Source organism: Bradyrhizobium betae (assembly GCF_008932115.1).
Classification (GTDB): domain Bacteria; phylum Pseudomonadota; class Alphaproteobacteria; order Rhizobiales; family Xanthobacteraceae; genus Bradyrhizobium; species Bradyrhizobium betae.
In genome coordinates this window covers 5,933,282-5,957,974 of record NZ_CP044543.1, presented here as the reverse complement: position 1 = coordinate 5,957,974, position 24,693 = coordinate 5,933,282, and the positions used below count along the sequence as shown (strand labels likewise).

The window sequence follows — 24,693 nt, the reverse complement described above, 5'->3', positions numbered from 1 at the left end:
CTATTCGCGATTGTGTGACGTGCCAGCGGCGACCGGCCGCCTGCGGAAAACAGCATAAATCAACAGGCCAGCGAGCATGACGAGCATCCCCGAGAGCGACTGCACCAGACGCTCGGTCAACAGGTAGTACATCATGAACCCGGTCACGAGCAGGAAAACGAGCGGCGTGAACGGGTATCCCCAGGCGCGGTAGGGCCGCGGCAGATCCGGGTCGGTGATGCGCAGCTTGATGACGCCGGCGACCGTGAAGAACGAGCAGAACAGCAGCGCGAACTGGATGAAGTCGAGCACCGCCTCGAAGCTCCGCGTGAACAGCAACAGATTGGCGACCGCGAGCTGAAACAGGATGGCATAGGCCGGCGCGCCGCTCACCGACCGCTTCGAGAACACGCGCAGGGCTGGAATGTCCTCCCCCATCGTCATCATCACGCGCGGGCCGATCCACATCATCGCGCTGATCGAGGAGATCAGGCCGAAGCAGATCATCGCGCCGACGATCCGGCCACCGAGACTGCCGAAGATGGCACTGCCGGCGACGCTGGCGACGTCGAGCTGACCGGCAAGCGCGCGGACCGGCGTTGAGTAGAGGAACACCGCGTTCAGCGCGACGTAGAGTACCAGCACGATCAGCGTGCCCGCGAGCAATGCGCGCGGCAGGTCCCGCTGCGGCATGTTCATCTCGCCGATGATGTAGGTCGCGGCGTTCCAGCCCGAGAACGAGTACATCACGAAGACGAGGCCGATGGCGAAAGGCGCGCTAACGATATGCGCGAGATCACCCGGCTGCGGCGTGAAGGCGATCGGCTGCGGCACGCCGATGATGAAGCCGGCGACCAGGAAGGCGACGATCAACAGGACTTTCAGGATGGTCGAGATCAGCTGGAAGGTCGAGGAGTGCCTGACGCCGGTCAACTGCACGAGCGAGACCAGCCACACCACGCCAATGGCCAGCGGAATCGGCGGCAGGCCGGGGACGACCGATTTGGCGTATTCGCCGAACGCCATCGCCGCGAGCGCGACCGGCGCCGCAAAACCGACCGTTGCCGAGACCCAGCCGGCGAGAAAGCCGAAAGCGGGATGGTAGGCGCGACCGAGAAAATTGTACTCGCCGCTCGAGCGCGGAAACATCGCACCGAGCTCGCTGTAGGAGAACACCCCGCACAGCGCGACGATGCCACCGACGGTCCACAGCAACAGGATCGAGAAACCGGACGGGATGTCCTTCACCTGGAAGCCGAGGCTGGTGAAGACGCCGACCCCGATCATGTCGGCGACGACGATGGCGGTTGCAACCAGAGCGGAGACCCCCGGCCCGCTTCCGGTCAGCCGCCCAGTCCAGGGCGCGGTTCCCGCATCTGATGCCGTCATCGGGGTCCTCAACCTCAGGCGTTACGCCTCGTGGGAGCATCGTGCAGTTTGGTCCAGTCAATTCAAGCAGGGTTAACACGAGTTAAATGAGGCGGCCGAAATAGGTATCAAAGCACCATCTACGCACGGTCCCGGGCAACAAACCAGCCAAGGCACAGGAGAATGCCGTCCCCTTCCCCCACAATCACGACACGATTGCATGGTCCTTTTGAGCGTTCCGGATGTGGGGAAGTTTCTCCGGACACTTAACGTCGCCTAAACGCCGGTCGGCTCAATTGTCTTGATCATGCCGATGGACGTGGATCGTGACTTGGGGTCATGGGTGGATGGTCGGGGCCGTTCCGAAATTGAGAGCTGACATTCGTGCGGATCGGACGCTGTCCGATGCGCGCGGTCGTGCGCTCCGGATCGGCCTGATCTCAGCCTTGGTGCCACTGTCGCTGACACTGGCTCAATGCGGCAAGGCGCCCGATCCGGCGGCGCTCGCGGCGAACTCGCAGGCCAATGTCCAGGTGGTCGCCAAAACCAACCCACAAGCCACCAGGCAGCAAGTCGCAAGCAGCGACACGTTCGAGGATCGCTTCCCCGCCCCGCAGTTCAGGGAACGCTTCCCGTCGGCGAGCGAGGGTTTCCTGCAACGACAGATGTCGGACTTCTCGCCGAAGCGCGCCGTGCAACAACAGCCGGAGCAGGCGCCCTACAAGGTCGCTTCGCTCGCGCCGCAGGTGCCCTACCAGCGTCCGCCCCGCGAGGATCTGACAGCTCTAGTCAGCATGAAGTCATCTGCCTTCCCCTATTTCGGCAACAACCCCGCCTCCGAGGCGCCTTTCCTCAACATCGCCAAGGGCGACCGCCGCGGCCACCGCAGCTACTCCGGCCGGGTCTACTGGCAGGACGAGACCTACAGCGACAGCCGCGTGCTGATGCACGTGCCCGAGCATTTCGACGTGCGCAAGCCGGGCGTGATCGTGGTGTTCTTCCACGGCAATGGCGCAACGCTCGAGCGTGATGTGCGCGACCGGCAATTGGTGCCGCAGCAGATCACCGATTCCGGCGCCAACGCCGTCCTGCTGGCGCCGCAGATGGCGGTCGATGCCGCCGATTCCAGCGCCGGAAAATTCTGGCAGCCCGGCGGCTTCAAGCGCTTCATGGCGGAGTCGGCCGACCACCTCGCCCGCGCCACCGGCGATCCCAACAGCGCACGCGCCTTCGCCAACATGCCGATCGTGATCGTCGGCTATAGCGGCGGCTTCCTCCCGACCGCCTGGAGCCTCGAAGTCGGCGGCATCAGCGACCGCGTCCGCGGAGTCGTGCTGCTCGACGCCGTCTATGGCGAAATGGACAAGTTCGCCTCCTGGATCGAGAGCCACCGCTCCAGCTTCTTCGTCAGCTCCTACACCCGCTACACCGCGCGGCGCGACCGCGAGCTGATGAGCACGCTCAGGCAAAAGGGCATCAGCGTCTCCGAAGACATGGACGGGCCCTTGCGTCCCGGCAGCGTGGTGTTCGTCGAAACCGGCGACGGCATCACCCATCGTGACTACGTCAACCGCGCATGGACGCAGTATCCGCTCAAGGACGTGCTGGTGAAGATGTCGGCAACGCCTGCGCTGGCGCTGACGCGCGTGGCCGCGGCATCGAGCCGCTAGGCCCGATATTGCGCCAGTCGGCATTTGACCGCGTTGCCTGCAATTATCTCATGCGTTGATCAAAATGTGATGTTGATGGCCGACATCCCCGGGAGCCACCGGATTGTTTCCGCTGGCAACTCTCATATTTTGCCGCCGAGTTGCAATTGGGATTCCGTGAGGACAGCGAGTGCGCCAGGGGCTGTACAAGGTCGACTTCCACACGGTTCATGGAACCGGCTGTGGCGTCGTTTATGTCACGGACGGCAAGATGCGCGGCGGCAATTCAGCTTTCGCGTTCATCGGCACCTACACGGGCAAAGGCGATAGCATCAAGGTCAGGATCTCGACCGAGCGCTACAACGACGATCCGTCCTTCAAGGCGCTGTTCGGGCACGACAGGATCACATTGACGCTTGCCGGCCGCGAAGACGGCGACGCGGCGGAATTCGAAGGCACCGCACTGCAAGTGCCAGGCGTAGCCTTCAGGGCCGTGCTGAGCCGGATCAGCGACTAACCGTCCGGCTTCAAACGTCAGGTCTTGGGCAGCTTCAGGTCTTGGGCAGCTTCGGAATGCTCTCGGCAAAGCCATTGAAGCAGGCCAGCCGCTCGTCCTCTTCCTTGAAGAAGCGGCAGTCGGCGTAGCCCTTGGCCTTCGCCGGCTTCGGCTTCGGTGCCGGCGGGATGATCGCGTCGTAGCAGTTGAGCCGGTCCTTGGTGCCGTCATCGAGTTCGAGGCAGGCCTGGAGCCGCGCCGCGATCGATTGCGGCTTGCCCTTCGGCGCCGGAGTTGCCGTGGCCGCCGCCTTGGTCCCGGCCTTAGCCCCCTTGGGCTTGACCTGCACCAGCGGCTTGTCCCCGACCATCGGTGGTTTGTCGGTTTGCGCGAACGCGGAGGCCGAATAGAGCACCGCGGCAACCGCCAGAATCATCCTCATCTCAGTCAACTCTCTTTGGTCCCCATGCCTCGCCTTCTAGCGCTCTGACGCGCCATTTGCCAAGCGCCTTGCGCACGGGGAAACGCGCAGTTCACGCCGTCGCGGCAGCCCGCCGCGGCCGGGTCAGCATCACCAGGACCAGCGCCAGCACGACGAAGCCGGCCGCGACAAAGCCGAGCGGATGCAGCAGATCGCGGGCGAACAACAGCCCACCGATGGCGGAGCCGACGGCCTGGCCGATATAGAGCACGGAGGTGTTGAGCGCGACGGTCGCCGATGCAAGCGGCGGCGCGGCCGCGACCAGCCGCACCTGCTGCATCGAATTGGTCGAGGCAAAGCCGAGGCCCCAGATGGCGACCGCGACTGCCATCAACAGCAGCGTGCCTGCGCCGAGCGCCCAGCCCGTGATGCCTGCAAGCAGCAGGCAGGTGAACAGCAGCGAGGTCCGATACGGCCCCCAGGTGTCGACGATGCGGGTCGCGATGACGACGCCGAGGAAGCCGCAGACGCCGTAGATGCCGAACACCATGCCGATCGCATCAGGGCCGGCATCGGTGAGCTTCTTGAGCAGCGGGCCCATGAAGGTAAACACCACGAACTGCCCGGACATCTGCAGCGTCGTGATCGCAAGCAGCAGCAGGATCGTCCTGCTGCGGCAGACCGCGCTCCATGTCTTCAGATCCACCGGCGTGCCCTTCAAGCCGGCCGGCAGGCGCAGCAGCAATAGCAGGAAGCTGACGCAGCCGAGCGCGCCGATCCCACAATGGGCCGCGCGCCAGCCATAGCGGCTGGCGACGAAGGTGATCAGCGGCAGGCCGACGGCGGCAGCTAACGACCAGCCGAGGAAGATGTAGGCGATCGTGCTCCCCCGCCGCTCCACCGGCACGATCAGCGCCGCCGTGCCGGCCGCCTGCGGCGTGTAGAGCGCGCCGACCGCGAGCATCACCAGGCGGATGACAAGGAGGCTTCCGTAGTCGGGCGCAAATGCCGAGGCGAGGTTGCCGATGGCGAGCACCGCGAGCGTGGTAGCGAGCAGCGTCCGCCGTTCGATGCGGCTGGTGAGCCAGGCCGTGAGCGGCGAGCCGATGCACAGCGTGATGGCGCCGAAGGTGATCAGGAGCCCCGCCGCATGGATGCTGATGCCGAGCCCGGCCGACAATTCCGGCAGCATCCCCGCCGGCGCAAGCACCGAGCAGCCTGTGACGAGATTGCCAAGCATCAGGGCGGTCGGCGTGAAACGGGCCGCGGCAGGCGAATTTTCCATGCAGGTGCATGTAGAGCAGGCCCGTGACCAGTTAAAGGGCACCGCGCGAAATAGTTGGTGCATGGTCCGGCCTTTACGCTCCACTTTCTTGGAAATGCCGGATTGCACAGGCCGAATCGCCTGATATATCGCTCGTTCCCGCTTACCTGCGCTCGTTCGCAGGAGTGAGCCTCAGGAGAAAAGCAATGACCGACCAGCCCAAATCCGAGTCCGGCTTCCAGTACAGCCTCAGCAATTTGAGACCCGTGACCCCGCCGGAAAAAATCACCCTCACCTTCCCCGACGGCGCCCGGCGCGAATACGCCAAGAGCACCACCGGCCTCGAGATCGCCAAGGGCATCTCACCGTCGCTAGCCAAGCGCACGGTCGCAATGGCGCTCGACGGCGTGGTCTGCGACCTCGACGATCCCATCGAAGCCGATGCCAAGATCGAGCTGATCAACCGCGACGATGCGCGCGCGCTCGAGCTGATCCGCCACGACTGCGCCCACGTGCTGGCGGAGGCCGTGCAGACGCTGTGGCCGGGCACGCAGGTCACCATCGGTCCCGTGATCGAGAACGGCTTCTATTACGACTTCTTCCGCAACGAGCCGTTCACGCCGGAAGACTTTGCCGCGATCGAGAAGAAGATGCGCGAGATCGTCGCGCGCGACAAACCGTTCACCAAGGAAGTCTGGGATCGCGAGAAGACCAAGCAGGTGTTCCGCGACAAGGGCGAGGCCTTCAAGGTCGAGCTGGTCGACGCCATTCCCGGCAGCGAGCCGATCAAGATCTACTACCAGGGCGACTGGTTCGACCTGTGCCGCGGCCCGCACATGACCTCGACCGGCAAGGTCGGTAACGCCTTCAAGCTGATGAAGGTGGCCGGCGCCTATTGGCGCGGCGACAGCAACAACCCGATGCTGACCCGCATCTACGGCACGGCGTTCGCCAAGCAGGAGGACCTCGACGCCTACCTCAAGCAGATCGAGGAAGCAGAGAAGCGCGACCATCGCAAGCTCGGGCGCGAGCTCGACCTCTTCCACTTCCAGGAGGAAGGTCCGGGCGTCGTGTTCTGGCACGCCAAGGGCTGGACGATCTTCCAGCAGCTGATCGCCTATATGCGCCGCCGCCTGACCGGCGACTACAGCGAGGTCAACGCGCCGCAGATCCTCGACAAGTCCCTGTGGGAGACCTCCGGCCATTGGGGCTGGTATCGCGAGAACATGTTCGCGGCGCAGTCGGCCGGCGACGAGGCCGAGGACAAACGCTGGTTCGCGCTGAAGCCGATGAATTGCCCGGGCCACGTCCAGATCTTCAAGCACGGCCTGAAAAGCTACCGCGACCTGCCGCTGCGGCTCGCCGAGTTCGGCGTGGTGCATCGCTACGAGCCTTCCGGCGCCATGCACGGATTGATGCGCGTGCGCGGCTTCACTCAGGACGATGCCCACATCTTCTGCACCGAGGATCAACTCGCCGAGGAATGCCTGAAGATCAACGATCTGATCTTGTCGACCTATGCGGACTTCGGCTTCACCGGCGACCTGACGGTGAAGCTCTCGACCCGGCCGGAGAAACGCGTTGGCACCGATGCGATGTGGGATCACGCCGAGCGGGTGATGGCGACGGTGCTGCGCGAGATCCAGGCGCAGAACAACCACATCAAGACCGAGATCAACCCGGGCGAAGGCGCCTTCTACGGGCCGAAGTTCGAATATGTGCTGCGCGACGCCATCGGCCGCGACTGGCAGTGCGGCACCACGCAGGTCGACTTCAACCTGCCGGAGCGGTTCGGTGCGTTCTACATCGACCATGACGGCGGCAAGAAACCGCCGGTGATGGTGCACCGCGCGATCTGCGGCTCGATGGAGCGCTACATCGGCATCCTGATCGAGCACTATGCCGGCAACTTCCCGCTCTGGCTCTCGCCGGTGCAGGCGGTGGTCACCACCATCACCTCGGAAGGCGACGAGTACGCCAAGCAGGTGCTGGAGCAGGCCCGTCGCGCGGGGCTGCGGGTCGAGATCGACCTGCGCAACGAGAAGATCAACTACAAGGTCCGCGAGCACTCGCTGGCCAAGATTCCGGCGCTGCTCGTGGTCGGCAAGAAGGAGGCCGAGACGCATTCGGTCTCGGTCCGCCGGCTCGGCAGCGACGGCCAGAAGGTGATGACGACCGCCGAGGCGATCGCCGCTCTGGTCGAGGAAGCGACGGCGCCCGACGTGAAGCGGGCACGCGGCATCGCTTAGACCCCACGCTCGGGCGTGACGAACAGAGCGCGCCTGCCGGCGCGCTCTGTGCGTTTGCGGGCGAGGTTGCCTCCCTCGGCGCGCGCTACCCGCCCGACTGCCGGAGCACTACCCCATGAATTGGGGATACCTGCGTACCGGGCAACGCGCAAAACTTGGCTATGTCTGGTCAGTTCGATACGAACCCGGGAACCACGCCCGATTCTGGCGGGCGGCGGGCTTTGGGCGCCCTCGTCGGTCTCGTCATGATCGTGGCCGGGGTCGCGGTGTATCCCCAATCTGTCTTCGCCGAGACCTGTCAGCTCGATTCCGGGAGTGGCAGCGCGCCCGTCGCCGATTCATTCGCTTGCGGCAACTCTGCATCCGCTTCGGCTCCCAACAGTACGGCGGTGGCGAATCACGCAGATGCCGCGGGAGCCTATAGTGTCGCGGTCGGTTTCCTGAGCAACGCGTCGCAAAACCACGCCATCGCGGTCGGTGCGGCGAGCAACGCCGGCGGAATGGATTCGACGGTGGTGGGCTACGGCAGCGAAGCGACAGCGTCGCAGACCTCCGCCTTCGGCTCATACAGCAGCGCAACCGCCCAACAGGCCTCGGCTTTCGGCAATTCGAGCATAGCGAGCGGAGCGCAATCGTCGGCCTTCGGCGCGTCAAGCACGGCAAGCGGCGTAGGCTCCGTCGCTGCCGGTTACGCCGCGACCGCCAGCGGTGATTACGCCATTGCGCTCGGCCGGCAGAGCCAGGCCACGATGCAGAGCGCGCTGGCGATCGGACCGAGCGCCGCGGCAACCGGAGCGAACAGCACCGCACTCGGATCGTCTGCACTCGCCGACGATTCAAGCGCAGTCGCAGTCGGCAGCTCCGCCCAAGCCCATCTCTCCGCAACCGCGATTGGAGAGACGGCACATGCCTATGGCGACTACAGCACCGCCGTCGGGCACGCGGCAGCGGCAACCGGCCAGGGCAGTTCGGCCTACGGCCACATCAGTGTCGCGAGTGCCACGGCTGCATCGGCATTTGGCTGGAACGCGCGCGCCAGTGCCTCGAACTCGACCGCTCTTGGTTTCAATACGAATGTTTCGGCAGCGGCAATTTCGGGCGTCGCCATCGGTGAAGGCGCGCAAACATCCGCATCCAACGCGGTTGCGCTCGGTTCGCAGTCCGTCGCCAATGTCGCAAACACGATCTCGGTCGGTTCGGTCGGCAAGGAGCGCAAGATCGTCAATGTTGCCGCCGGCGCGCTCTCTGCCACCAGCACGGATGTCGTCAATGGCGGCGAGCTCTACACGGCAAACCAGAGGGTGGCCGCCGCATTCGGCACCACACTCGATGGCAGCGGACAGATGGTCGCCCCGAGCTACATGATCCAGGGCGTCACCTACAGCAATGTCGGCAGCGCGTTCTCGGCCGTAAACGCCGCGCTGAGCAGCACCGCGACCAGCATCAGCAACCTGCAAACCCAGATCGACAACGGATCGATCGGCCTCGTGCAGCAGAACTCGTCGACCAAGGTCATCGGCATCGGCAGCGCCACCGATGGCTCCGTGGTCGACGTGTCGGGAACGTCGGGCAACCGCACCGTCACCGGCGTTGCCGCCGGCGCCGTCAACGCGACCAGCACCGACGCCGTCAATGGCGGCCAGCTCTACGCCACGAACCAGGCCGTTGCCTCGCTGAGTGCGACGGTCGCCGGCATCTCCGGCGCAACCCAGTACACCAGGGTCAACAGCGCTGGCGCAGCAGCCAACGCCTCCGGCGCCGATGCGATCGCGATCGGCGGCAACGCGCAGGCCACCCAGTCCGGCTCGATCGCGATCGGATTGAATTCCGCCTCGACCGGCACCAATGCGATTGCGATCGGCACCGGTGCGGTGGCAACCGGCTCGGTGGCCGTGGGCGCAGCGGCCTCCGCGGGCAATGGCGGCGCGGCCTTCGGCGACGGTGCGGTTGCAACGGGCTCGAACTCGGCCGCGTTGGGGACCAACGCCTCGGCAACCGCAGCCAACTCGGTGGCGATCGGCTCGGGCTCGACCAACACCGTCGCCAACACCGTATCGTTCGGCACGGCCGGCAATGAGCGCCGTCTCACCAATGTCGCGGCGGGCGTCAACGCCACGGATGCCGTCAACGTCGGACAGCTGCAGTCGACCGTGGCCGGCTTCCAGTCGCAGATCGGCGGTCTGCAACAGGATATCGCTGCCAACCAACTGGAGGCGCGTCGTGGCATCGTTGCCGCCGTGTCGGCTGCACCGACACTGATGCCGTCGGCTCCCGGCAAGACGACGGTTGCAGTCAACAGCGGATATTATCGCGGCCAGTCCGGTGTCGGCATCGGCATCTCGCATCGCCTGAACTGGGCCGTGCCGACGGTGGTGTTCGGGGGCTATTCCAACGGCGGCGGAAGCGAGCATATCGGCCGCGCCGGCATGGCCGTCGAATTCTAACGTTGATGTGTGACAAATGAAGCTTCATGTCCCGGTCCTGGTGCTGGCCGCAATCGTGCTCGGCTCCCCTCCTGTCGTCGCGCAACAGGCGCAACAACCGCAGCCGCCGGCACCTGCACCGCAACAGCAGTTCCAGCCATCGGGCGAATGGGCCAAGCTCCCGCGCATGCAATTGGAACGGCAATTCGCGGGCCCGCTCCAGGATACGGTGGTCCAGCGCCTGCGCGATCCGGTCGACGGCACCGTCTGCTACCTGTACCTGCCGATCTCGGCGCCGCACTCGCCGACGATGGCAACGGGGTTCGTACAATACGGTCCGAACGGCATCGGCAGCATCAACTGCATGCCGGGCGTGCCAGCCGTCGCTGGGCCGGCGAAGCGCAAATAGGCACCGATCACAATCGGTCTAATTGGGCCTCCATGGCCTCGTGGCGAGCGGGATCGCATGCTAATGCGTGGCTCAAATCGACCCCATGAGAGTGACACCCGTGCCCGACGCCATCGAACTCCTGAAGACCCGCCGCTCGGTCAAGCCGCGCGAGATGACCGGACCCGGCCCCTCCCCGGCCGAGCTCGAGACCATCCTCACCATCGGCGCGCGCGTGCCCGACCACGGCAAGCTCGCGCCCTGGCGCTTCATCATCTTCGAAGGCGACGCCCGCCAGCGCGCCGGCGAGGTGATCGCGAAGGTGTTTGCCCGCAAGAATCCCGGCGCGCCCGCAGCCGACGTCGAGACCGAGCGCAAGCGCCTCACCGACGCCCCGCTGGTGATCGGCATCGTCAGCTTCACCAGGCCGCACCCGAAGGTGCCGGCGTTCGAGCAGGAATTGTCGGCGGGCGCCAGCGTCATGAACATCGTCACGGCCGCGACCGCGCTCGGCTACGGCGCCTGCTGGCTGACCGGCTGGTTCTCGTTCGACCGCGACGTGCTGGACGGGCTTGGCCTCAAGCCGGACGAAAAGCTCGCCGGCCTCGTCCATATCGGCACGCCGACCAAGCCGAGCGAGGACCGTCCGCGACCGGTCCTTTCGGACATCGTGACGCGGTTTTAATCTGGAGCTTGTTGACGACCCCGATGTCTTGCGGCTTTGTTCCCGGCGAGGGAGGAGCCCGGGATGAAGCGCCGTGACTTTCTGGCTGGAGCCGCGCTGCTCGCCGGCACGATGGCGCGGAGCCGTGCCGCCGACATCCCTGCTCCGTCGTCCGCGGGACTCGATCGCATCACGGCGTATTTCGACAACGAGGTGGGAAGCGGCCGGCTGCCGGGCGCGGTGATCCTGGTGCAGCAGCACGGCAAGCCGGTCTATTTCAAAACGTTCGGCGTGCGCGACACCAGGACCGGCCTTGCCATGACGCCGGACACGATCTTCGCCATCCATTCCATGACCAAGCCGATCACCTGTCTCGGCGCGATGATGCTGATCGACGAGGGCAAGCTTGCGCTCGCCGAGCCCGTGTCGAAATACGTCCCGCTGTTTGCCGACACCATGGTGGGCGTGGAGCCGGAGGGCAGCTCGACAATCGAGCTCACTCCGCCGATCCGTCCCGTCAACATCGAGGATCTGCTGCGTCACACCTCGGGCATCAGCTACGACTATATCGGCGCCCCCTGGGTGATGCAGGTTTACGAGGCCGCCAACATTTTCGAGGGGCCCTTCGACAACAGACAATTCGCCGACCGCATTGCGAGGCTGCCGCTCACGCGCCAGCCCGGGACGCTGTGGCGCTACGGCCATTCCACTGACGTGCTCGGCGCCATCATCGAGATCATCTCGGGACAGACACTGTACGAATTCCTCAAGCAACGCATCCTCGATCCGCTCGGGATGAGCAGCACCAAATTCGTGCTGAAGACGCCGGAGGAGCGCGCGCGGATGGCACGTCCGCTGCCGAGCGACCTGGTCCTGCTCAAAGGCGAGCGCGACCGCCTCGCCCATCCCGAATGGGAGTCCGGCGGCGGCGGGCTGCTCTCGACCATCACCGACTATCAGCGCTTCTCGCAAATGCTGCTCAACGGCGGCGAGTTCGAGGGCAAGCGTTATCTCAGCCCCGCCGCGTTCAAGGCCATGACGACCGATCACGTCGGGCCCGGGTCCGGTGTCGGACGCGACTATTTCTATTTCCCCGGCGACGGCTTTGGCTATGGCTACGGCATTGGCGTGCGCACCGATCCCGGCAACGCGAAGCCGCCGCCGGCGGGCTCGCTCGGCGAATTGAAATGGGACAGTGGTAGCGGCACCTATTTCGGCGTCGATCCCAAGCTCGACATGGTCTACCTCATGATGCAGCAGACCCAGACCGAGCGCGGCCGCATCACGCCCGCGTTCAAGGCGCTGGTCTACGACTGCTACCCATCCGGGTTACGCCGCCCGTGACGCGCGCTGGCCGAAATCGGCGAGCAGCTTTGCGATCTCGGCGGCGGGCCGGGCCGCACTGAACAGGAACCCCTGCACCTCGTTGCAGCCTTCGGCGCGCAGCCAGTCGAGCTGATCCTCGGTCTCGACGCCTTCCGCGGTCGTGGTGATGTTGAGACTGCGGCCGAGCCCTGAAATGGCGCGCACGATCGCTCCGCAATCGGGCCGCAGCGCCAGATCTTTCACGAAGGAGCGGTCGATCTTGATCTTGTCGAAGGGGAAGCTGCGGAGGTAGCTGAGGCTGGAATAGCCAGTGCCGAAATCGTCCATGGAAATGCTGACGCCGAGCTCGCGCAACTGGTGCAATATTGCGAGATTGGCATCGGTCTCGGCCAGGAAGATCGACTCGGTGATCTCGAGCTCGAGCCGCTTCGGCGACAAGCCGGATTGCGCCAGCGCCGAGATCACGACTTGCACGAGGTTGCGGCTGCGGAATTGCGCCGGCGACAGATTGACTGCGACCTTGATCTCGGCGGGCCATTTCACCGCCTCGGCACAGGCTTCGCGCAGCACCCATTCACCGAGCTGAGTGATCAGGCCGATGTCTTCGGCGACCGGAATGAACTCCGCCGGCGAGATCATGCCCTTGTCGGGATGGCACCAGCGCAGCAGCGATTCGAAGCCGGAGATGCGGTCGGAGGCGATCGACACCAGCGGCTGGTAATGCAGCTCGAACTCGCCATTGGCAAACGCGCGGCGCAGATCGAGCTCCATGTCGCGGCGCTTCTGCGCCTGAAGGTCCATCTCGCGCTCGAAGAAATGATGCACGCCGCCGCCGTCGGACTTGGCCCGGTACAGCGCCATGTCGGCGTTGCGCATCAACTCTTCCGACGTCGTGCCATCGCCCGGCGACAGCGCAATGCCGATGCTGGCGCCGATCACCATCTCCTGGCCGTCGAGGTCGTAGGGCGCCTTCAGCATGTCGATCAGCAGCGTGGCACAGGCGCTGGCTTCGTTTGGCGAGACGTCAGCCGCGAGGATCACCGCGAATTCATCGCCGCCAAGCCGTGCCGCGAGATTGGCACCGCGGACCGCAGTGGTCAGGCGCTCGGCAACTTCCTTCAACAGGCGGTCGCCCACCGGATGGCCGAAGGAATCGTTGATGTTCTTGAACAGGTCGAGGTCGATATAGAGCACACCGACCCGTTTTCCGCCGGCCTGGTCGAGCGCCTGCTTCAGGCGTTGCTGGAAATATTCGCGGTTCGGCAGGTCGGTGAGCCCGTCATGGTGCGCCATGTGGGCGATCCGCGCCTCGGCCTTGCGCCGCTCGGTGATGTCGACCACCGCGACCAGATAGCCGTCGCGATCGTCGAAGGCGACGCGGCGGCCGAAGGTGAGCACCTCGATCTCGCTGCCGTCGGCGCGCAGATGCCGCCAGTTGCGCGAGGAGTTATAGGTGTCGCCGATGCGTTCGAGCGCTTCGGCATGGCTGTCCCATTCGTCATGCGGCCAGATCTCGTGCAGCGTCATGCGCAGGAAGGCTTCGCGGCTGAAGCCGTAATGCTGGACCGCGGCGTCGTTGACGCTGAGGAATTCCTTGGTCTGCGCGTCGAACACCCACATCGGCATCGGATTGTTGTCGAACAGCAGCCGGAACGAGGCGTCGCGCCGCTTCAGCGCGGTGACGTCGGAGATCGTCAGCGAGACCACATCGGCGAATGCGGTGGCGCTCAATCGAAGATTCCGTCCTTCGCTCTCGATCTCGAGCTGTTCGCCGCGGCCGCCGGAGACGACCTTGAGCAGGAACTTGATGATGTCGGGCGAGGCGAGCAAATTGCCGCCCTCGCCGATCCGGCGCCACAACAGGCCCGCGCCTGCGGCTTTCAGCAGCATCGCGGCGCTCTGGTTGTGATGCACGATCTGGAGATCGAACGGCTTGCCGCCGGCGTCGCGCAGCGTCGCCAGCGAGACGACCGCGTCGTCGGTCGAGGAGAAGATCGCGTCCAGCAGATTGTATTGCGTGCCGCGCTCGTTGACATAGGCGCCGACCAGCGTGGCGCCCCAGCGCGAGGAGGTCGGCAGCGCCAGCAAATCGTAGGTCCTGACCATGCCGTCGCGCACGCAATGCGCGCTGGCATGGTGCGGCCGTCCGCTCTTCAGCGCGTTGGCCACCGCTTCCGACAGCGCCGTGGCGCAATCGGGCGACAGCTCGGCGACCGGGATGTCCCAGCGCTCCTCGCCGAGCCATTTCTGCACGTAGCGTCCGCTGCGCGACAATTCGAGCGCGCCGTCGTTCTTCAGCAGCGCAATATGGTCGGCGAGCCGTCCGAGGCTGCCGAGCATCACGTCCTCATAGCGCGGCAGCCGGTCGCCCGGCTTCAACGCGGCACGCCATTTGCGCTGAAGCACCGGGATGTCGTCGAACATTTCGGTGGCCGGTTTTCCCGGCATCTTCTTCGCGGCACTCATCGCAGTCCCCAACGCACTTTCTCGCCGCATCCAATGCAGCAGCGCTTAATGCCGTGTAAAAAGGACGCAGGCGCGGGTTCCATTTGGCGATTATGACAGTTTTAAATCGGGCGTTGGTTAGCGTGCGTTAGAGACTGTGACAGTTGTGCGAAGGCGCCCTCGCGTCGACGGAGCGTGCAATAGCGGCATGCTCCGCTCTCGTGTCCCGAACGCGCTGCAGCCTCGCCGCGGCGACAATGTCCATTCCGTCATCCTGAGTTGCGAGTGGCGCGATGCCAAGCATCGCGCCGGGAGCCTCGAAGGACGAACGGCCGAGATGCAGCCGGGCCGTCGCCCTTCGAGGCTCGCCGAAGAGGCGAGCACCTCCAGCGACAACGGCTACGCCGTTGCGCGGGGGTGACGGTGATAGGCAAATGCTCTTCGCAGCATTCGACTTCTGAAGCGTTAGACACAGCTTCGCATCCTCGCGGCTTGTTTTGCCCGAGGCTCTGCATGATCGTCTCACCCTCAAATGAAAGAGGGCGCAGGGAAGACCGGGTGCCGGCCGGGCACCCACGGTCCACTGTGCGAAAGGTGGCAACAGGAATCTGCACAGCGGCATACAGGTGAAGCCAAACATCCGGCCTTCCCTGCGCAGTGGCTTTACGGCTTATGTCACGCTCTCCCCGGGGAGCGATGCACTCTTGCCCCCGTCGCCTTGCGGATGACTGATGCACGGGTCCGGTTGGACCACACCCACCACCACAAGGCTTGGCGCCAGCCTGCGGGCGCCAGGACCACACGATTTTGCCGTACGCAGATCACACCGGTCGTACGTGCGATGTGCCTCGCTCACGGTTGCCCGCCCTGCGATCACCGTCGCACCAGTGTAACCCACGTCCACCGCCGCCCGGCCCGCGTTCGTGACGATCGCGATACGCCCCTCTTCGTTGGGCCGGAGTGCGCGCAATATCCGCCTATTCCGAATTTCTGTAAAGGCGAATATTTTTGGCTGCGCGGATTGACCGATCGCTTGGGTGTTTTGCCCGTCGGGCAACACAAGGGATTGAGACGTAGGGTGGGCAAAGCGAAGCGTGCCCACCATTGCCACATGCGATCGCCGAGAGATGGTGGGCACGCCTCGCTTTGCCACCCTACAGACTACGGCGTGCCCGCCAACCGCTCGATCACCAGATCGAGCAGCGCGCGCAGGCGGGCGAGACGCCTGAGATCGCGGTGATAGCCGACGAAGGTGTCGCGGCCGGGCGGCGGCGTACCGATGTCGAGCGCGACGAGACGGCGATCGGGATCGCCGAGCGGGCGTGGCAACACGGCCAATCCGCCTCCGCTCGCGCACAGTTCGGCCTGAACCTGCCGGTTGTTGCTGCGCGAGGCGATGTCCGCATTCGGCAGCGCGCGCTTCAGCCAGACCGCGTCGGGCATGTCGGCGAATTCGGCGTTCATGGTGACGACGCGGACGCCGCTGCCGTCACCCGCGCGCGGCGGCTTGCTGCCCCTCCTGCCATAGAGCGCGTAGGGAATGTGCAGCAGCTTGCGGGAGATCACCTCGGGCTCGTCGAACCGCTTGATGCGGAAGACGAGATCGGCCTCGCGGCGCGGCAGGCTGTAGAGGCGCGCATCGGTCAGGAGCTCGACCGTCACCTTGGGATGGAGCTTGCCGAACGCGGCGATCACCGGCGACAGCATCACCGTTCCGAACCAGTCCGACGACGACAGCCGCAACAGGCCGTCGAGCTGCGTCTCTGCGCCGGAAGCGTGCCGCGCAAGTGCGAGCGCTTCCTCCTCGATCCGCTCGGCATGGCGCAGCACGGCGGTGCCTTCGTCGGTCAGCACGAAGCCGTCGGCGGTGCGCTGGAACAGCGTCTGTCCCAGCGCGGCCTCGAGCGCGCGAAGCCGTCGTCCCATGGTCGGCTGGGTTTGGCCGATCTTTCGCGCGGCAGCGCCGAGCGTGCCTTCGCGCGCAATCGCCAGGAAGATGCGCAGATCGCTCCAGTCCATCGAAATCCCCGCCATACATAATTGTATGACTATCGTACATCCTTGTTCATTCCCATGCAAAATATCATGAGCATATTGGAGGCCGACAATGGAGCAGGACGATCATGACGAGACAATCGACGATGCGTGCGGCCATCCTGGAAACACACAACGCACCGCTGCGCATCTCAACCATCTCCACGCCCGGGATCGCCCCGGGAGAAGTGCTGGTGCGGGTCCATGCGAGCGGGGTCAATCCGCTCGACACCAAGATCCACGCCGGTGCCGCGGCGCACGCGCGCCACCCGCTGCCCGCCATTCCCGGAATCGATCTTGCCGGCGTGGTCGAGCGCACCGGGAGCGACGTGACGCGGTTCAAGCCGGGCGACGAAGTCTATGGCATGACCGGCGGCGTCGGCGGCGTGCCGGGATCGCTGGCCGAATTTGCCGCTGTCGATGCCGACCTTCTGGCCCTCAAGCCCGCCAATCTCAGCATGCGGGAAGCGGCTGCCCTGCCCCTCATCGTCATCACTGCCTGGGAAGGCTTGATCGATCGCGCGGTGTTGAAGGCCGGCCAGAAGGTCCTGATCCATGGCGGCGCCGGCGGCGTCGGCCATGTCGCGATCCAGATCGCGCGCGCCTTCGGAGCGAAGGTGTACGCGACCGGCTCGCCACCGCAACGTGCGACGATCGAAGGTTATGGCGCCGTCTTCATCGACCGCGACGTTGCGGTTGAGGCTTACGTTGCCGAGCAAACCGGAGGCCGCGGCTTCGACATCGTCTACGACACCGTCGGCGGCAAGGTGCTCGATGCCTCCTTTGCGGCGGTACGCCGCTTCGGCCATGTCGTGAGCGCGCTCGGCTGGGGCACGCATGCGCTGGCGCCGCTCTCGTTCCGCGCCGCCACCTATTCCGGTGTGTTCACGCTGCTGCCGCTGCTGTCAGGCGAAGGCCGCGCGCATCACGGGGAGATCATGGCGGAGGCGACGCGGCTGGCTGAGGCCGGCAAGCTGACGCCGCTGCTCGACCCCAGGCACTTCACGCTGGAGGACGTCGGCGATGCCTACGCGCTGATCCGGGATCACGCGGCGAAGGGCAAGCTGGTTGTCGATGTCTGAGGTGGAGTCGGTAGCCCGGTGGCTCCATCGGGGCTACGGCTCCACCGCGCAACTAGTCCTCGCTGGACGCCGCGGAACGCTTGCGCAGATAGGCTTGTGACAACAGGAAGAACAATGCGCGCTCGCCTTGATATTTGGCGGACGGCCGCGTGCGCTCGAAGCCATCGGCAAATATCTTGCCGGACTGGTCGCACACCTGCCATCGCCAGCCAATCCGCTTACGCCTCGTAAGGATCACTTCGAACATGTCGGCGGGCTTGGTCCCCTGCTCCTGCCGGTCTCGCAAGCCATACAAGCCCTGCGCCGGCCTCCTCCGTTGGACGGATGCCCGACATATAACGCAGCAGGACGGAAAGAGAATAAAATTGATTATCGGAAATACGTATCTTGCACCGGCGTTGGCGAAGCCGCGACGCTGCTGGAATAAGCCGACGTTACCGGTGTTATGGGCGCCACCGACGCGGCGCGATGGCGCTGATCGGGTATTCAAATCAGAACACAGGACGACGACGTCCGGTAAGCGAACGCTCACCGGACGTTCACAGCAGCATCTAGCGGCCGACCCGCGCCTGCAGATGCGCCGGATAGCGGTCGCCTTGCACCGCCACCTTGGCCAGCACCGCTGCAATGGCAGCGAGATCCGCCTCCGACAGCGTCACCGCGGCCGCGCCGAGATTTTCCTCGAGCCGGTGCAGCTTGGTGGTGCCGGGGATCGGCACGATCCACGGCTTCTGCGCGAGCAGCTAGGCCAGCGCGATCTGCGCCGGCGTCACCTCTTTGGCCGCGGCGATCTCGCCAAGCAGATTGACGAGGGTCTGGTTGGATTTACGTGCGCTGGATGAGAACCGCGGTACGATGTTGCGGAAGTCGTTCGCGTCGAACGTCGTGCTCTCGCTGATCGCGCCGGTGAGGAAGCCCTTGCCGAGCGGGCTGAAGGGAACGAAGCCGATGCCGAGCTCTTCCAGCGTCGGCAGGATCTCCTGCTCCGGCTCGCGCCACCACAGCGAATATTCGCTTTGCAACGCGGTCACGGGCTGCACTGCATGGGCGCGGCGGATGGTCTGCGCGCCCGCCTCCGACATGCCGAAATGCAGGACCTTGCCGTCGCGGATCAGATCCCTGACCGCGCCCGCAGTGTCCTCGACCGGCACGTCGGGATCGACGCGGTGCTGGTAGAACAGATCGATGCGGTCGGTCTTGAGCCGCTTCAGCGCGGCCTCCGCCACCGCCTTGACGTTGGCAGGCCGGCTGTCGAGCCCGGCCTCGACCTTGCCGCCCTTAAAGCCGAACTTGGTGGCGATCACGACCTTGTCGCGGACCGGCGCCAGCGCCTCGCCGAGCAGCTCCTCGTTGACGAAGGGACCGTAAGCCTCGGCGGTGTCGAACAGGGTCACGCCGCGCTCGAACGCGGTCCTGATCAGTGTGATCGCTTGTGACGTCTCGGTGGCGGGGCCATAGCCATAGCTCAGGCCCATGCAGCCGAGGCCGAGGGCCGAGACCTCCAGACCACTCTTGCCCAGTTTGCGCGTCTGCATCGCAGCTCTCCTTTGCCAAAATCACGTTCGACGGCGAATTTAGGCGACGCGAGGGCCTGCGATTAGGTGATAAAAGCGGCATGTACTCATGATCCGGACTCATGAATGGCCCGCACCAACATCAACGACCTGCTCGCCTTCCTCGCGGTCGCGCGCGAGCGAAGCTTCACCCGCGCCGCCGCCCAGCTCGGCGTCTCGCAATCGGCGCTCAGCCACACCGTACGCGCCCTGGAGGAACGGCTCGGCCTGCGGCTGCTCACCCGCACCACCCGCAGCGTCGCGCCGACCGAGGCCGGCGAGCGCCTGCTGCGCAACATCGGGCCGCGCTTCGAGGAGATCGACGCGGAGCTCTCGGCGCTGACCGCGCTGCGCGAGACGCCGGCCGGCACCGTCCGCATCACCGCCGGCGAGCACTCCGCGCAGACGGTGCTGTGGCCGGCGCTCGCAAAGCTGTTGCCGCGCTACCCCGATATCAAGGTCGAGCTCGTCGTCGACTACGGCCTGACCGATATCGTCGCCGAGCGCTACGACGCCGGCGTGCGTCTCGGCGAGCAGGTCGCCAAGGACATGATCGCGGTGCGGATCGGACCGGAGATGCGCATGGCCGTGGTCGGCGCGCCCGCCTATTTCGCCACGCGCGGCAAGCCGAAGCAGCCGCAGGATCTCACCGAGCACAATTGCATCAATTTGCGCCTGCCGACCTATGGCGGCATCTATGCCTGGGAGTTCGAGAAGCGCGGCCGCGCCATGAAGGTGCGGGTCGACGGCCAACTGGTGTTCAACACCGGCCTGCTCAGGATGAATGCCGTGCTGGCGGGCCTCGGTCTGGCCTACATGCCCGAAGATATGGTGAAGCGCGAGATCGCCGACGGGCGTCTGGTCCGCGTGCTCGCCGACTGGTGCGCGCCGTTCGCGGGCTATCATTTGTACTACCCGAGCCGGCGGCAGCCGACCCCGGCGTTCGCGGTGCTGGTGGAGGCGTTGCGGTATCGGAAGTGAGGAGCCTCGTCATTGCGCTCTCGTGCCCCGGACTCAGCGCAGCGTCCCTTCGACGGTGCGCTGCTGAGCCGGGGCCCATGGCTGCCGCATGCTCATCGAGAGATGGGTCCCGGCTCTGCGGAGCGGCATTGCATGCCGCACCGCGTCCGGGACACGAGGCTAGCGCGCCACGACTTCCACTTCGCCGTCGACGCCGTTCACGACATTGAAGCCTCGCTCGTAGACCTTGCCCTCGTTCTTGGCGATGGCGCGGTATTCGCCTTCGGAGAGCACGACGCGCGGAAAGGCGCCGATCGATTCCTTGATGACGTCGCCGCCCGGCGTCAGCACCGACCAGGCGGTGTTGGCGAGCGCCTCGCCGCCCCTGTCGCTGACCAGCTTGAGCGTGATCACGGCGGCGCGGTGGGTGATGGTGACGTCGGTGAGCTTGCCGGCCTGGACGCGGATGTCCGAGCGCACCACCGAATTGGCGTCGCCATAGTTGGAGATGATGTAGTAGGTGCCCTCCGGCAGCAGCACGACGTCGCCGGCGGCGACGTTCGGCACCAGCGAGGCACGCTCGCCGGATTCGAACTGGCTGCCCTTGTAAATCGCGAATGAAATCTGGTTCAGCGGAATGCGGCTGGTGCCGACGCGGCCCTCGATGCGCAGGCCGCCGGCCGGCAGCAAGAAGGATTCGCGGTCGGTCTCCGCCTTCAGACTGACGGTGCGCACCGCGCTGACGAGGCCGAAGGCGACGTGCACGACGTAATTGCCGGGCGGCAGCACGATGTTCGGCGTGGCGCTGCGGTCCTCGCGGATCAGCTTGAAGGTGCCGTTCTCGTCGGGACGATCGGCAAATACCCGCCAGACCAGGCCGCTGGTGATCGCGGGAGAGTCCTTGCCGTATTTCGCGGTCAGCGACAGCACGCCCTGTCCGGGTACGGCGGCATTGAGCGGCGGAGCCGACGGCACGGTGGTGACCGCGGGCGGCGGCATGCTCGGCGTATTCGGCTGCATCAGGGTCGGCGGCAGGCTCGGGGGGCCGGCGCCGGGACCGGAGGGCGGCGCCAGGCTGACGGCGCCGCCGGGGTCGGGCACCGATGCGGGGGGCACCGGCGGCGGACGATCGGAGAAAAGCTGTGCCTGCGCGGCGCTTTGGCCGAGCAGCGGCAGGAGGCACGCAGCAAGGAGCAGCGCCGGCAGCAGCCTGCCGCTGCGCCGCCATCCGATGCTGCCGTCACCCCCGCGTGTCATGCCACCTGCTTTTCACCGAAAACGCGGCAAATTCAAGCCTCTGATATCCCAGGAAATACGGCCCTATCAGGTTCTATGGAACCCGGTTGACGCCTGCGTGATGAGAGATGAGGCAACCCACCCTCGCCACACTGCTGCCCCCTGCGTCCCGAACGGTATAAACCATGCTTCGCCGTCGTTCTGGCGAAGCGCGAGTACGGTGCCTACTCTGATGTGAGGGCTGGCCCGGGTAGGAGAGTTTCGGTGCTGGATATCTTGAAGGGTCGGGGCGCGAACGGCTCCAATGGCGAAAAGGTCGGACTTGGCAGCATTCGCAAGCCGGTGATTGGCCTTGCGCTCGGAGGCGGCGCCGCGCGCGGCTTTGCCCATATCGGCATCCTCCGAACCCTGACTGCCAACGGCATCGTACCCGACGTCGTGGTCGGCACCTCGATCGGCGCCGTGGTCGGCGGCCTCTATGCGGCCGGCCGGCTCGACACGCTCGAAGAATGGGGACTCGGCCTGCAGGGGATGCGCAACATCCTCGGCTATCTCGACATCCGCCTGACCGGCTCCGGCCTGATCGGCGGCGAGAAGCTCGCAACCCGGCTCGAGGAGGCGGTCGGCCAGACCCTGATCGAGGACCTGCCGATCAAATTCGCGACGGTCGCGACCGAGGTCCGCACCGGCCACGAGATCTGGCTGACGCGCGGCCGCGTGGTCGATGCGATGCGCGCCTCCTACGCCCTGCCCGGCATCTTCTCGCCGGTGCTGGTCGGCGACCGCTGGCTGGTCGACGGCGCGCTGGTGAATCCGGTGCCGGTTTCGGCAGCCCGGGCGCTCGGCGCCGAAATCGTCATCGCCGCAAATCTTTCCAGCGACATCTTCACCCATTCCACGACGATCTATTCGCACGGTGCGATGCCCGCGCCGGCCGCGCCGGAGGTCGAGGAGCCGCCGGCCAAGCGGCGCTTTCCGCGGCTGTTCTCGGCGGAGAAGACCATGAAGCGCGAGTTCTTCGGCGGCGGCGGCCGGCCCGGCATTTCCTCGGTGATGGTGGATGCCTTCAACATCATGCAGGACCGCATCACCCGCGCGCGCCTCGCCGGCGATCCGCCGGACCTGCTGATCTCACCGCGGGTCGGCCAGTTCGGCTGGTTCGACTTCCACCGCGCCGAGGACCTGATCGCACACGGCGCCCGCTCGGCCGAGCGCGCGCTGGAGTCGATCCAGGAGGCGATCGAGGTGCTGGCACCGGCGCCCGCCGGTCATGCGCCCAAAGGCGGCGGTTAAGGGCGGCGCGTAACGTCCGGTCAGGCCGTCTTGATGTAGTCGCGCAGGGCTTCCTGCTCGGACTCGTATTCCTGGACGCGGCGCTTGACGATGTCGCCGATCGAGATCAGGCCGACCACCTTGCCGTTGTCGATCACGGGCAGATGGCGGAACTTACCTTCGGTCATCATCTCCATCAGCTCGGCGACCGTGTCGGCCTCCTTGCAGGTCACGACCTTGCGGGTCATGACCTCCGAGACCGGCTCGTCCAGCGCGCCGGCGCCACGCTCGCCGATCACGCGCACGATGTCGCGCTCGGACAGGATGCCTTCGAGCCGGCTCTGGTTCATCACCAGCACCGCGCCGATCTTCTTCTCACCGAGCAGCTTGACCGCGGCAGCGAGCTTGGCGCCGGGCTCGACGCTCATGATCTGGTGGCCCTTGGTATTGAGAATGGAACGTACCGTCATTGTCGCCTCCCTGAATCGGACCCGTCCGCTTTCGCGGTCCGGACTTGTTCGTCGAGTCTTCAACTAACAGTTTAGGCGCCGGTTTCACGCTCGGGCGCTTTGCGAAGCATTGCCTCTACGGGCTTGTCGCTTCGGAACATTCTTCTCGGGAATGATGGATGAATTCGGGCCGCGCCGCAAGCGCCGCTTCAAATACGGTCTGAAACGTCCTGTGATGACGCATCCGCAGCATCGCTTCGCACGCGCGGCACGGGATCGAACAGCGCGAACAGCAGAAGGCCGGCGAAGAAGCCGCCGATATGCGCCTGCCAGGCGACGCTCGTGGTCTCGGCGTCGACGCCGATCGCACCGACGCCGAAGATGATGTTGACGCCGAACCACACCGCGAGGAAGCCGACCACCCGTCCGTCGCGCAGCGCGCGCGACAACGGCAGCGCCGGAACCTTCGCGGCGGTATCGGCGTCCGATCGGCTGAACGACAGGAAGCTGCCGCGCACGAAGGCGAACCGGATCGCCGCCGCCATCGCGCCCGACACCGAGGCCGAGGCGCCGATCATCGGCGCCACCGCATGCTCATGGGTGACGAGATGGGCGAGCGCACCCGCCGCCGCCGTCACCGCGAGAAACAGGAAGAACCTAACGGCGCCAAACCGCCGCGCCAGCGCGCTGCCGAACGGCAGCAGCCACAGCACGTTGAAGGCCAGATGCGTCAAATTGGCGTGCAGCAGCGAATAGGTGACAAAGCTCCAGACCTTCGCGCCGGCCCCACCGGGGATCTGCAGATTGAGCAGCGAGGAATCGTAGCGCTTCGGGATGAAGCCGAAGACGTCGATGGTCCAGTTCTCCAGTTCCGGCGGCAGCAGCATCCGCAGATGGATCACCGCGAGCAGGACGATATAGGCGGTCAGCGCCACGGGCAGCGTCAGGATCGGCTCGCGCGGAGCTTCCTCAGCGACGGCCGGCACGTCCTGCGGCAGACCTTGCTGCGAGGAATCGTGCGGCGGAGAATTGTGCGGGGAATCCAAGGCAGCTTCGCTTTCAGGCGCGATCGGAACGGTCCATCTGGAGATAGTCGCCTTTCCGGGCCTTGCGCAAGTACACAAAAGGAAAAGGCAGGGCTCTGGGAAAGCCCTGCCTGTCCGTGTCGGTCTTCCGGCGGCTTTGGGAATAGGTGTATCCCCACCCCTCCCCGCGCCCGTGACCAAACTGTTTGACGCCTGTGTACAGACCCCGCCGAGAACCTGGAGCAAAGCGGCGAGGCTTGCGACCGCAGTCACCATAGCAGCGGCGCTGCCGGAGCAAAGCGCATAGTTAATTTAACGTTAATGACGCAAAGGCCGGCCCGAGGTGGCCGAAAACGCCTCTGCGGCATGGACGCTGCAAATCCCCTCCTGCACAACAACAAAGGGATCGC

The 24,693-nt window shown here is 65.5% G+C and carries 19 protein-coding genes and 1 pseudogene; 10 read left to right on the top strand and 10 right to left on the bottom strand.

Annotated elements, in window-relative coordinates; translation table 11 throughout:
* Positions 1 to 1,368, bottom strand: coding sequence for an APC family permease (locus F8237_RS28655; protein WP_151649537.1), 1,368 nt, complete (start codon positions 1,366 to 1,368; stop codon positions 1 to 3).
* A 326-nt stretch (positions 1,369 to 1,694) separates the two neighbouring features.
* Here F8237_RS28655 and F8237_RS28650 point away from each other — a divergent pair, with 326 nt between their 5' ends.
* Positions 1,695 to 3,017 carry an alpha/beta hydrolase gene (locus F8237_RS28650; RefSeq protein WP_151649536.1) on the top strand — a complete coding sequence of 441 codons (1,323 nt, stop codon included), beginning with the start codon at positions 1,695 to 1,697 and terminating at the stop codon, positions 3,015 to 3,017.
* Between the two features lie 169 nt (positions 3,018 to 3,186).
* Positions 3,187 to 3,513, top strand: a complete 327-nt coding sequence (locus tag F8237_RS28645) for a GrlR family regulatory protein (RefSeq protein WP_151649535.1) — start codon at positions 3,187 to 3,189, stop codon at positions 3,511 to 3,513.
* 34 nt (positions 3,514 to 3,547) lie between these two features.
* On the opposite strand, the gene F8237_RS28640 is transcribed toward F8237_RS28645, so the two are convergent.
* The gene (locus tag F8237_RS28640; protein WP_151649534.1) at positions 3,548 to 3,934 is read right to left on the bottom strand and encodes a hypothetical protein; all 387 of its coding nucleotides are present in this window, start codon (positions 3,932 to 3,934) and stop codon (positions 3,548 to 3,550) included.
* Between the two features lie 91 nt (positions 3,935 to 4,025).
* Positions 4,026 to 5,198, bottom strand: a complete 1,173-nt coding sequence (locus F8237_RS28635) for an MFS transporter (protein WP_151649533.1) — start codon at positions 5,196 to 5,198, stop codon at positions 4,026 to 4,028.
* A gap of 185 nt (positions 5,199 to 5,383) precedes the next feature.
* On the opposite strand from F8237_RS28635, the gene thrS reads away from it, so the two are divergent.
* The 5 genes from thrS to F8237_RS28610 all read left to right on the top strand — a co-directional run bounded on the left by thrS (position 5,384) and on the right by F8237_RS28610 (position 12,245).
* A complete protein-coding gene (thrS, locus tag F8237_RS28630) occupies positions 5,384 to 7,426 on the top strand; it encodes a threonine--tRNA ligase (RefSeq protein ID WP_162006254.1) in 2,043 nt (680 codons plus the stop codon).
* A gap of 389 nt (positions 7,427 to 7,815) precedes the next feature.
* A complete protein-coding gene (locus tag F8237_RS28625) occupies positions 7,816 to 9,870 on the top strand; it encodes a YadA family autotransporter adhesin (RefSeq protein ID WP_162006253.1) in 2,055 nt (684 codons plus the stop codon).
* A 16-nt stretch (positions 9,871 to 9,886) separates the two neighbouring features.
* Positions 9,887 to 10,258: a hypothetical protein gene (locus F8237_RS28620; RefSeq protein ID WP_162006252.1), complete on the top strand. Its 372-nt coding sequence runs from the start codon at positions 9,887 to 9,889 to the stop codon at positions 10,256 to 10,258.
* Between the two features lie 100 nt (positions 10,259 to 10,358).
* Positions 10,359 to 10,922 (top strand): nitroreductase family protein, encoded by a 564-nt coding sequence (locus F8237_RS28615; RefSeq protein ID WP_162006417.1) that lies wholly within the window; start codon positions 10,359 to 10,361, stop codon positions 10,920 to 10,922.
* Positions 10,923 to 10,985: 63 nt separating this feature from the next.
* Positions 10,986 to 12,245, top strand: coding sequence for a serine hydrolase domain-containing protein (locus tag F8237_RS28610; RefSeq protein ID WP_151649530.1), 1,260 nt, complete (start codon positions 10,986 to 10,988; stop codon positions 12,243 to 12,245).
* On the opposite strand, the gene F8237_RS28605 is transcribed toward F8237_RS28610, so the two are convergent.
* Both F8237_RS28605 and F8237_RS28590 read right to left on the bottom strand, forming a co-directional pair.
* Positions 12,231 to 14,693, bottom strand: a complete 2,463-nt coding sequence (locus F8237_RS28605; protein WP_151649529.1) for a putative bifunctional diguanylate cyclase/phosphodiesterase — start codon at positions 14,691 to 14,693, stop codon at positions 12,231 to 12,233. The genes F8237_RS28610 and F8237_RS28605 overlap by 15 nt on opposite strands.
* Before the next feature lie 1,140 nt (positions 14,694 to 15,833).
* Positions 15,834 to 16,691, bottom strand: a complete 858-nt coding sequence (locus tag F8237_RS28590) for a LysR family transcriptional regulator (RefSeq protein WP_151649527.1) — start codon at positions 16,689 to 16,691, stop codon at positions 15,834 to 15,836.
* A 104-nt stretch (positions 16,692 to 16,795) separates the two neighbouring features.
* Between F8237_RS28590 and F8237_RS28585 the strand changes: the two genes are divergently transcribed.
* On the top strand, positions 16,796 to 17,788 hold the full coding sequence (locus tag F8237_RS28585) for a zinc-dependent alcohol dehydrogenase family protein (protein ID WP_310473106.1): 993 nt from the start codon (positions 16,796 to 16,798) through the stop codon (positions 17,786 to 17,788).
* Between the two features lie 52 nt (positions 17,789 to 17,840).
* Here F8237_RS28585 and F8237_RS28580 read toward each other — a convergent pair whose 3' ends face one another.
* Together F8237_RS28580 and F8237_RS28575 are read right to left on the bottom strand one after the other, a co-directional pair.
* Entirely contained in the window at positions 17,841 to 18,083 is a 243-nt protein-coding gene (locus F8237_RS28580; protein WP_244625994.1) for a hypothetical protein, read from the bottom strand.
* Between the two features lie 256 nt (positions 18,084 to 18,339).
* Positions 18,340 to 19,323 (bottom strand): annotated as a pseudogene (locus F8237_RS28575) (aldo/keto reductase).
* A 105-nt stretch (positions 19,324 to 19,428) separates the two neighbouring features.
* On the opposite strand from F8237_RS28575, the gene F8237_RS28570 reads away from it, so the two are divergent.
* Positions 19,429 to 20,322 carry a LysR family transcriptional regulator gene (locus F8237_RS28570; RefSeq protein ID WP_151649526.1) on the top strand — a complete coding sequence of 298 codons (894 nt, stop codon included), beginning with the start codon at positions 19,429 to 19,431 and terminating at the stop codon, positions 20,320 to 20,322.
* A 159-nt stretch (positions 20,323 to 20,481) separates the two neighbouring features.
* On the opposite strand, the gene F8237_RS28560 is transcribed toward F8237_RS28570, so the two are convergent.
* Entirely contained in the window at positions 20,482 to 21,558 is a 1,077-nt protein-coding gene (locus tag F8237_RS28560; protein WP_151649524.1) for a hypothetical protein, read from the bottom strand.
* Positions 21,559 to 21,801: 243 nt separating this feature from the next.
* Here F8237_RS28560 and F8237_RS28555 point away from each other — a divergent pair, with 243 nt between their 5' ends.
* Positions 21,802 to 22,830 carry a patatin-like phospholipase family protein gene (locus F8237_RS28555; protein ID WP_151649523.1) on the top strand — a complete coding sequence of 343 codons (1,029 nt, stop codon included), beginning with the start codon at positions 21,802 to 21,804 and terminating at the stop codon, positions 22,828 to 22,830.
* Between the two features lie 20 nt (positions 22,831 to 22,850).
* Here F8237_RS28555 and F8237_RS28550 read toward each other — a convergent pair whose 3' ends face one another.
* Together F8237_RS28550 and F8237_RS28545 are read right to left on the bottom strand one after the other, a co-directional pair.
* Complete coding sequence (locus tag F8237_RS28550; RefSeq protein ID WP_015685233.1) at positions 22,851 to 23,279, bottom strand: CBS domain-containing protein; 429 nt, start codon at positions 23,277 to 23,279, stop codon at positions 22,851 to 22,853.
* Positions 23,280 to 23,467: 188 nt separating this feature from the next.
* A complete protein-coding gene (locus F8237_RS28545; RefSeq protein WP_151649522.1) occupies positions 23,468 to 24,304 on the bottom strand; it encodes a rhomboid family intramembrane serine protease in 837 nt (278 codons plus the stop codon).
* Between the last annotated feature and the right edge of the window lie 389 nt (positions 24,305 to 24,693).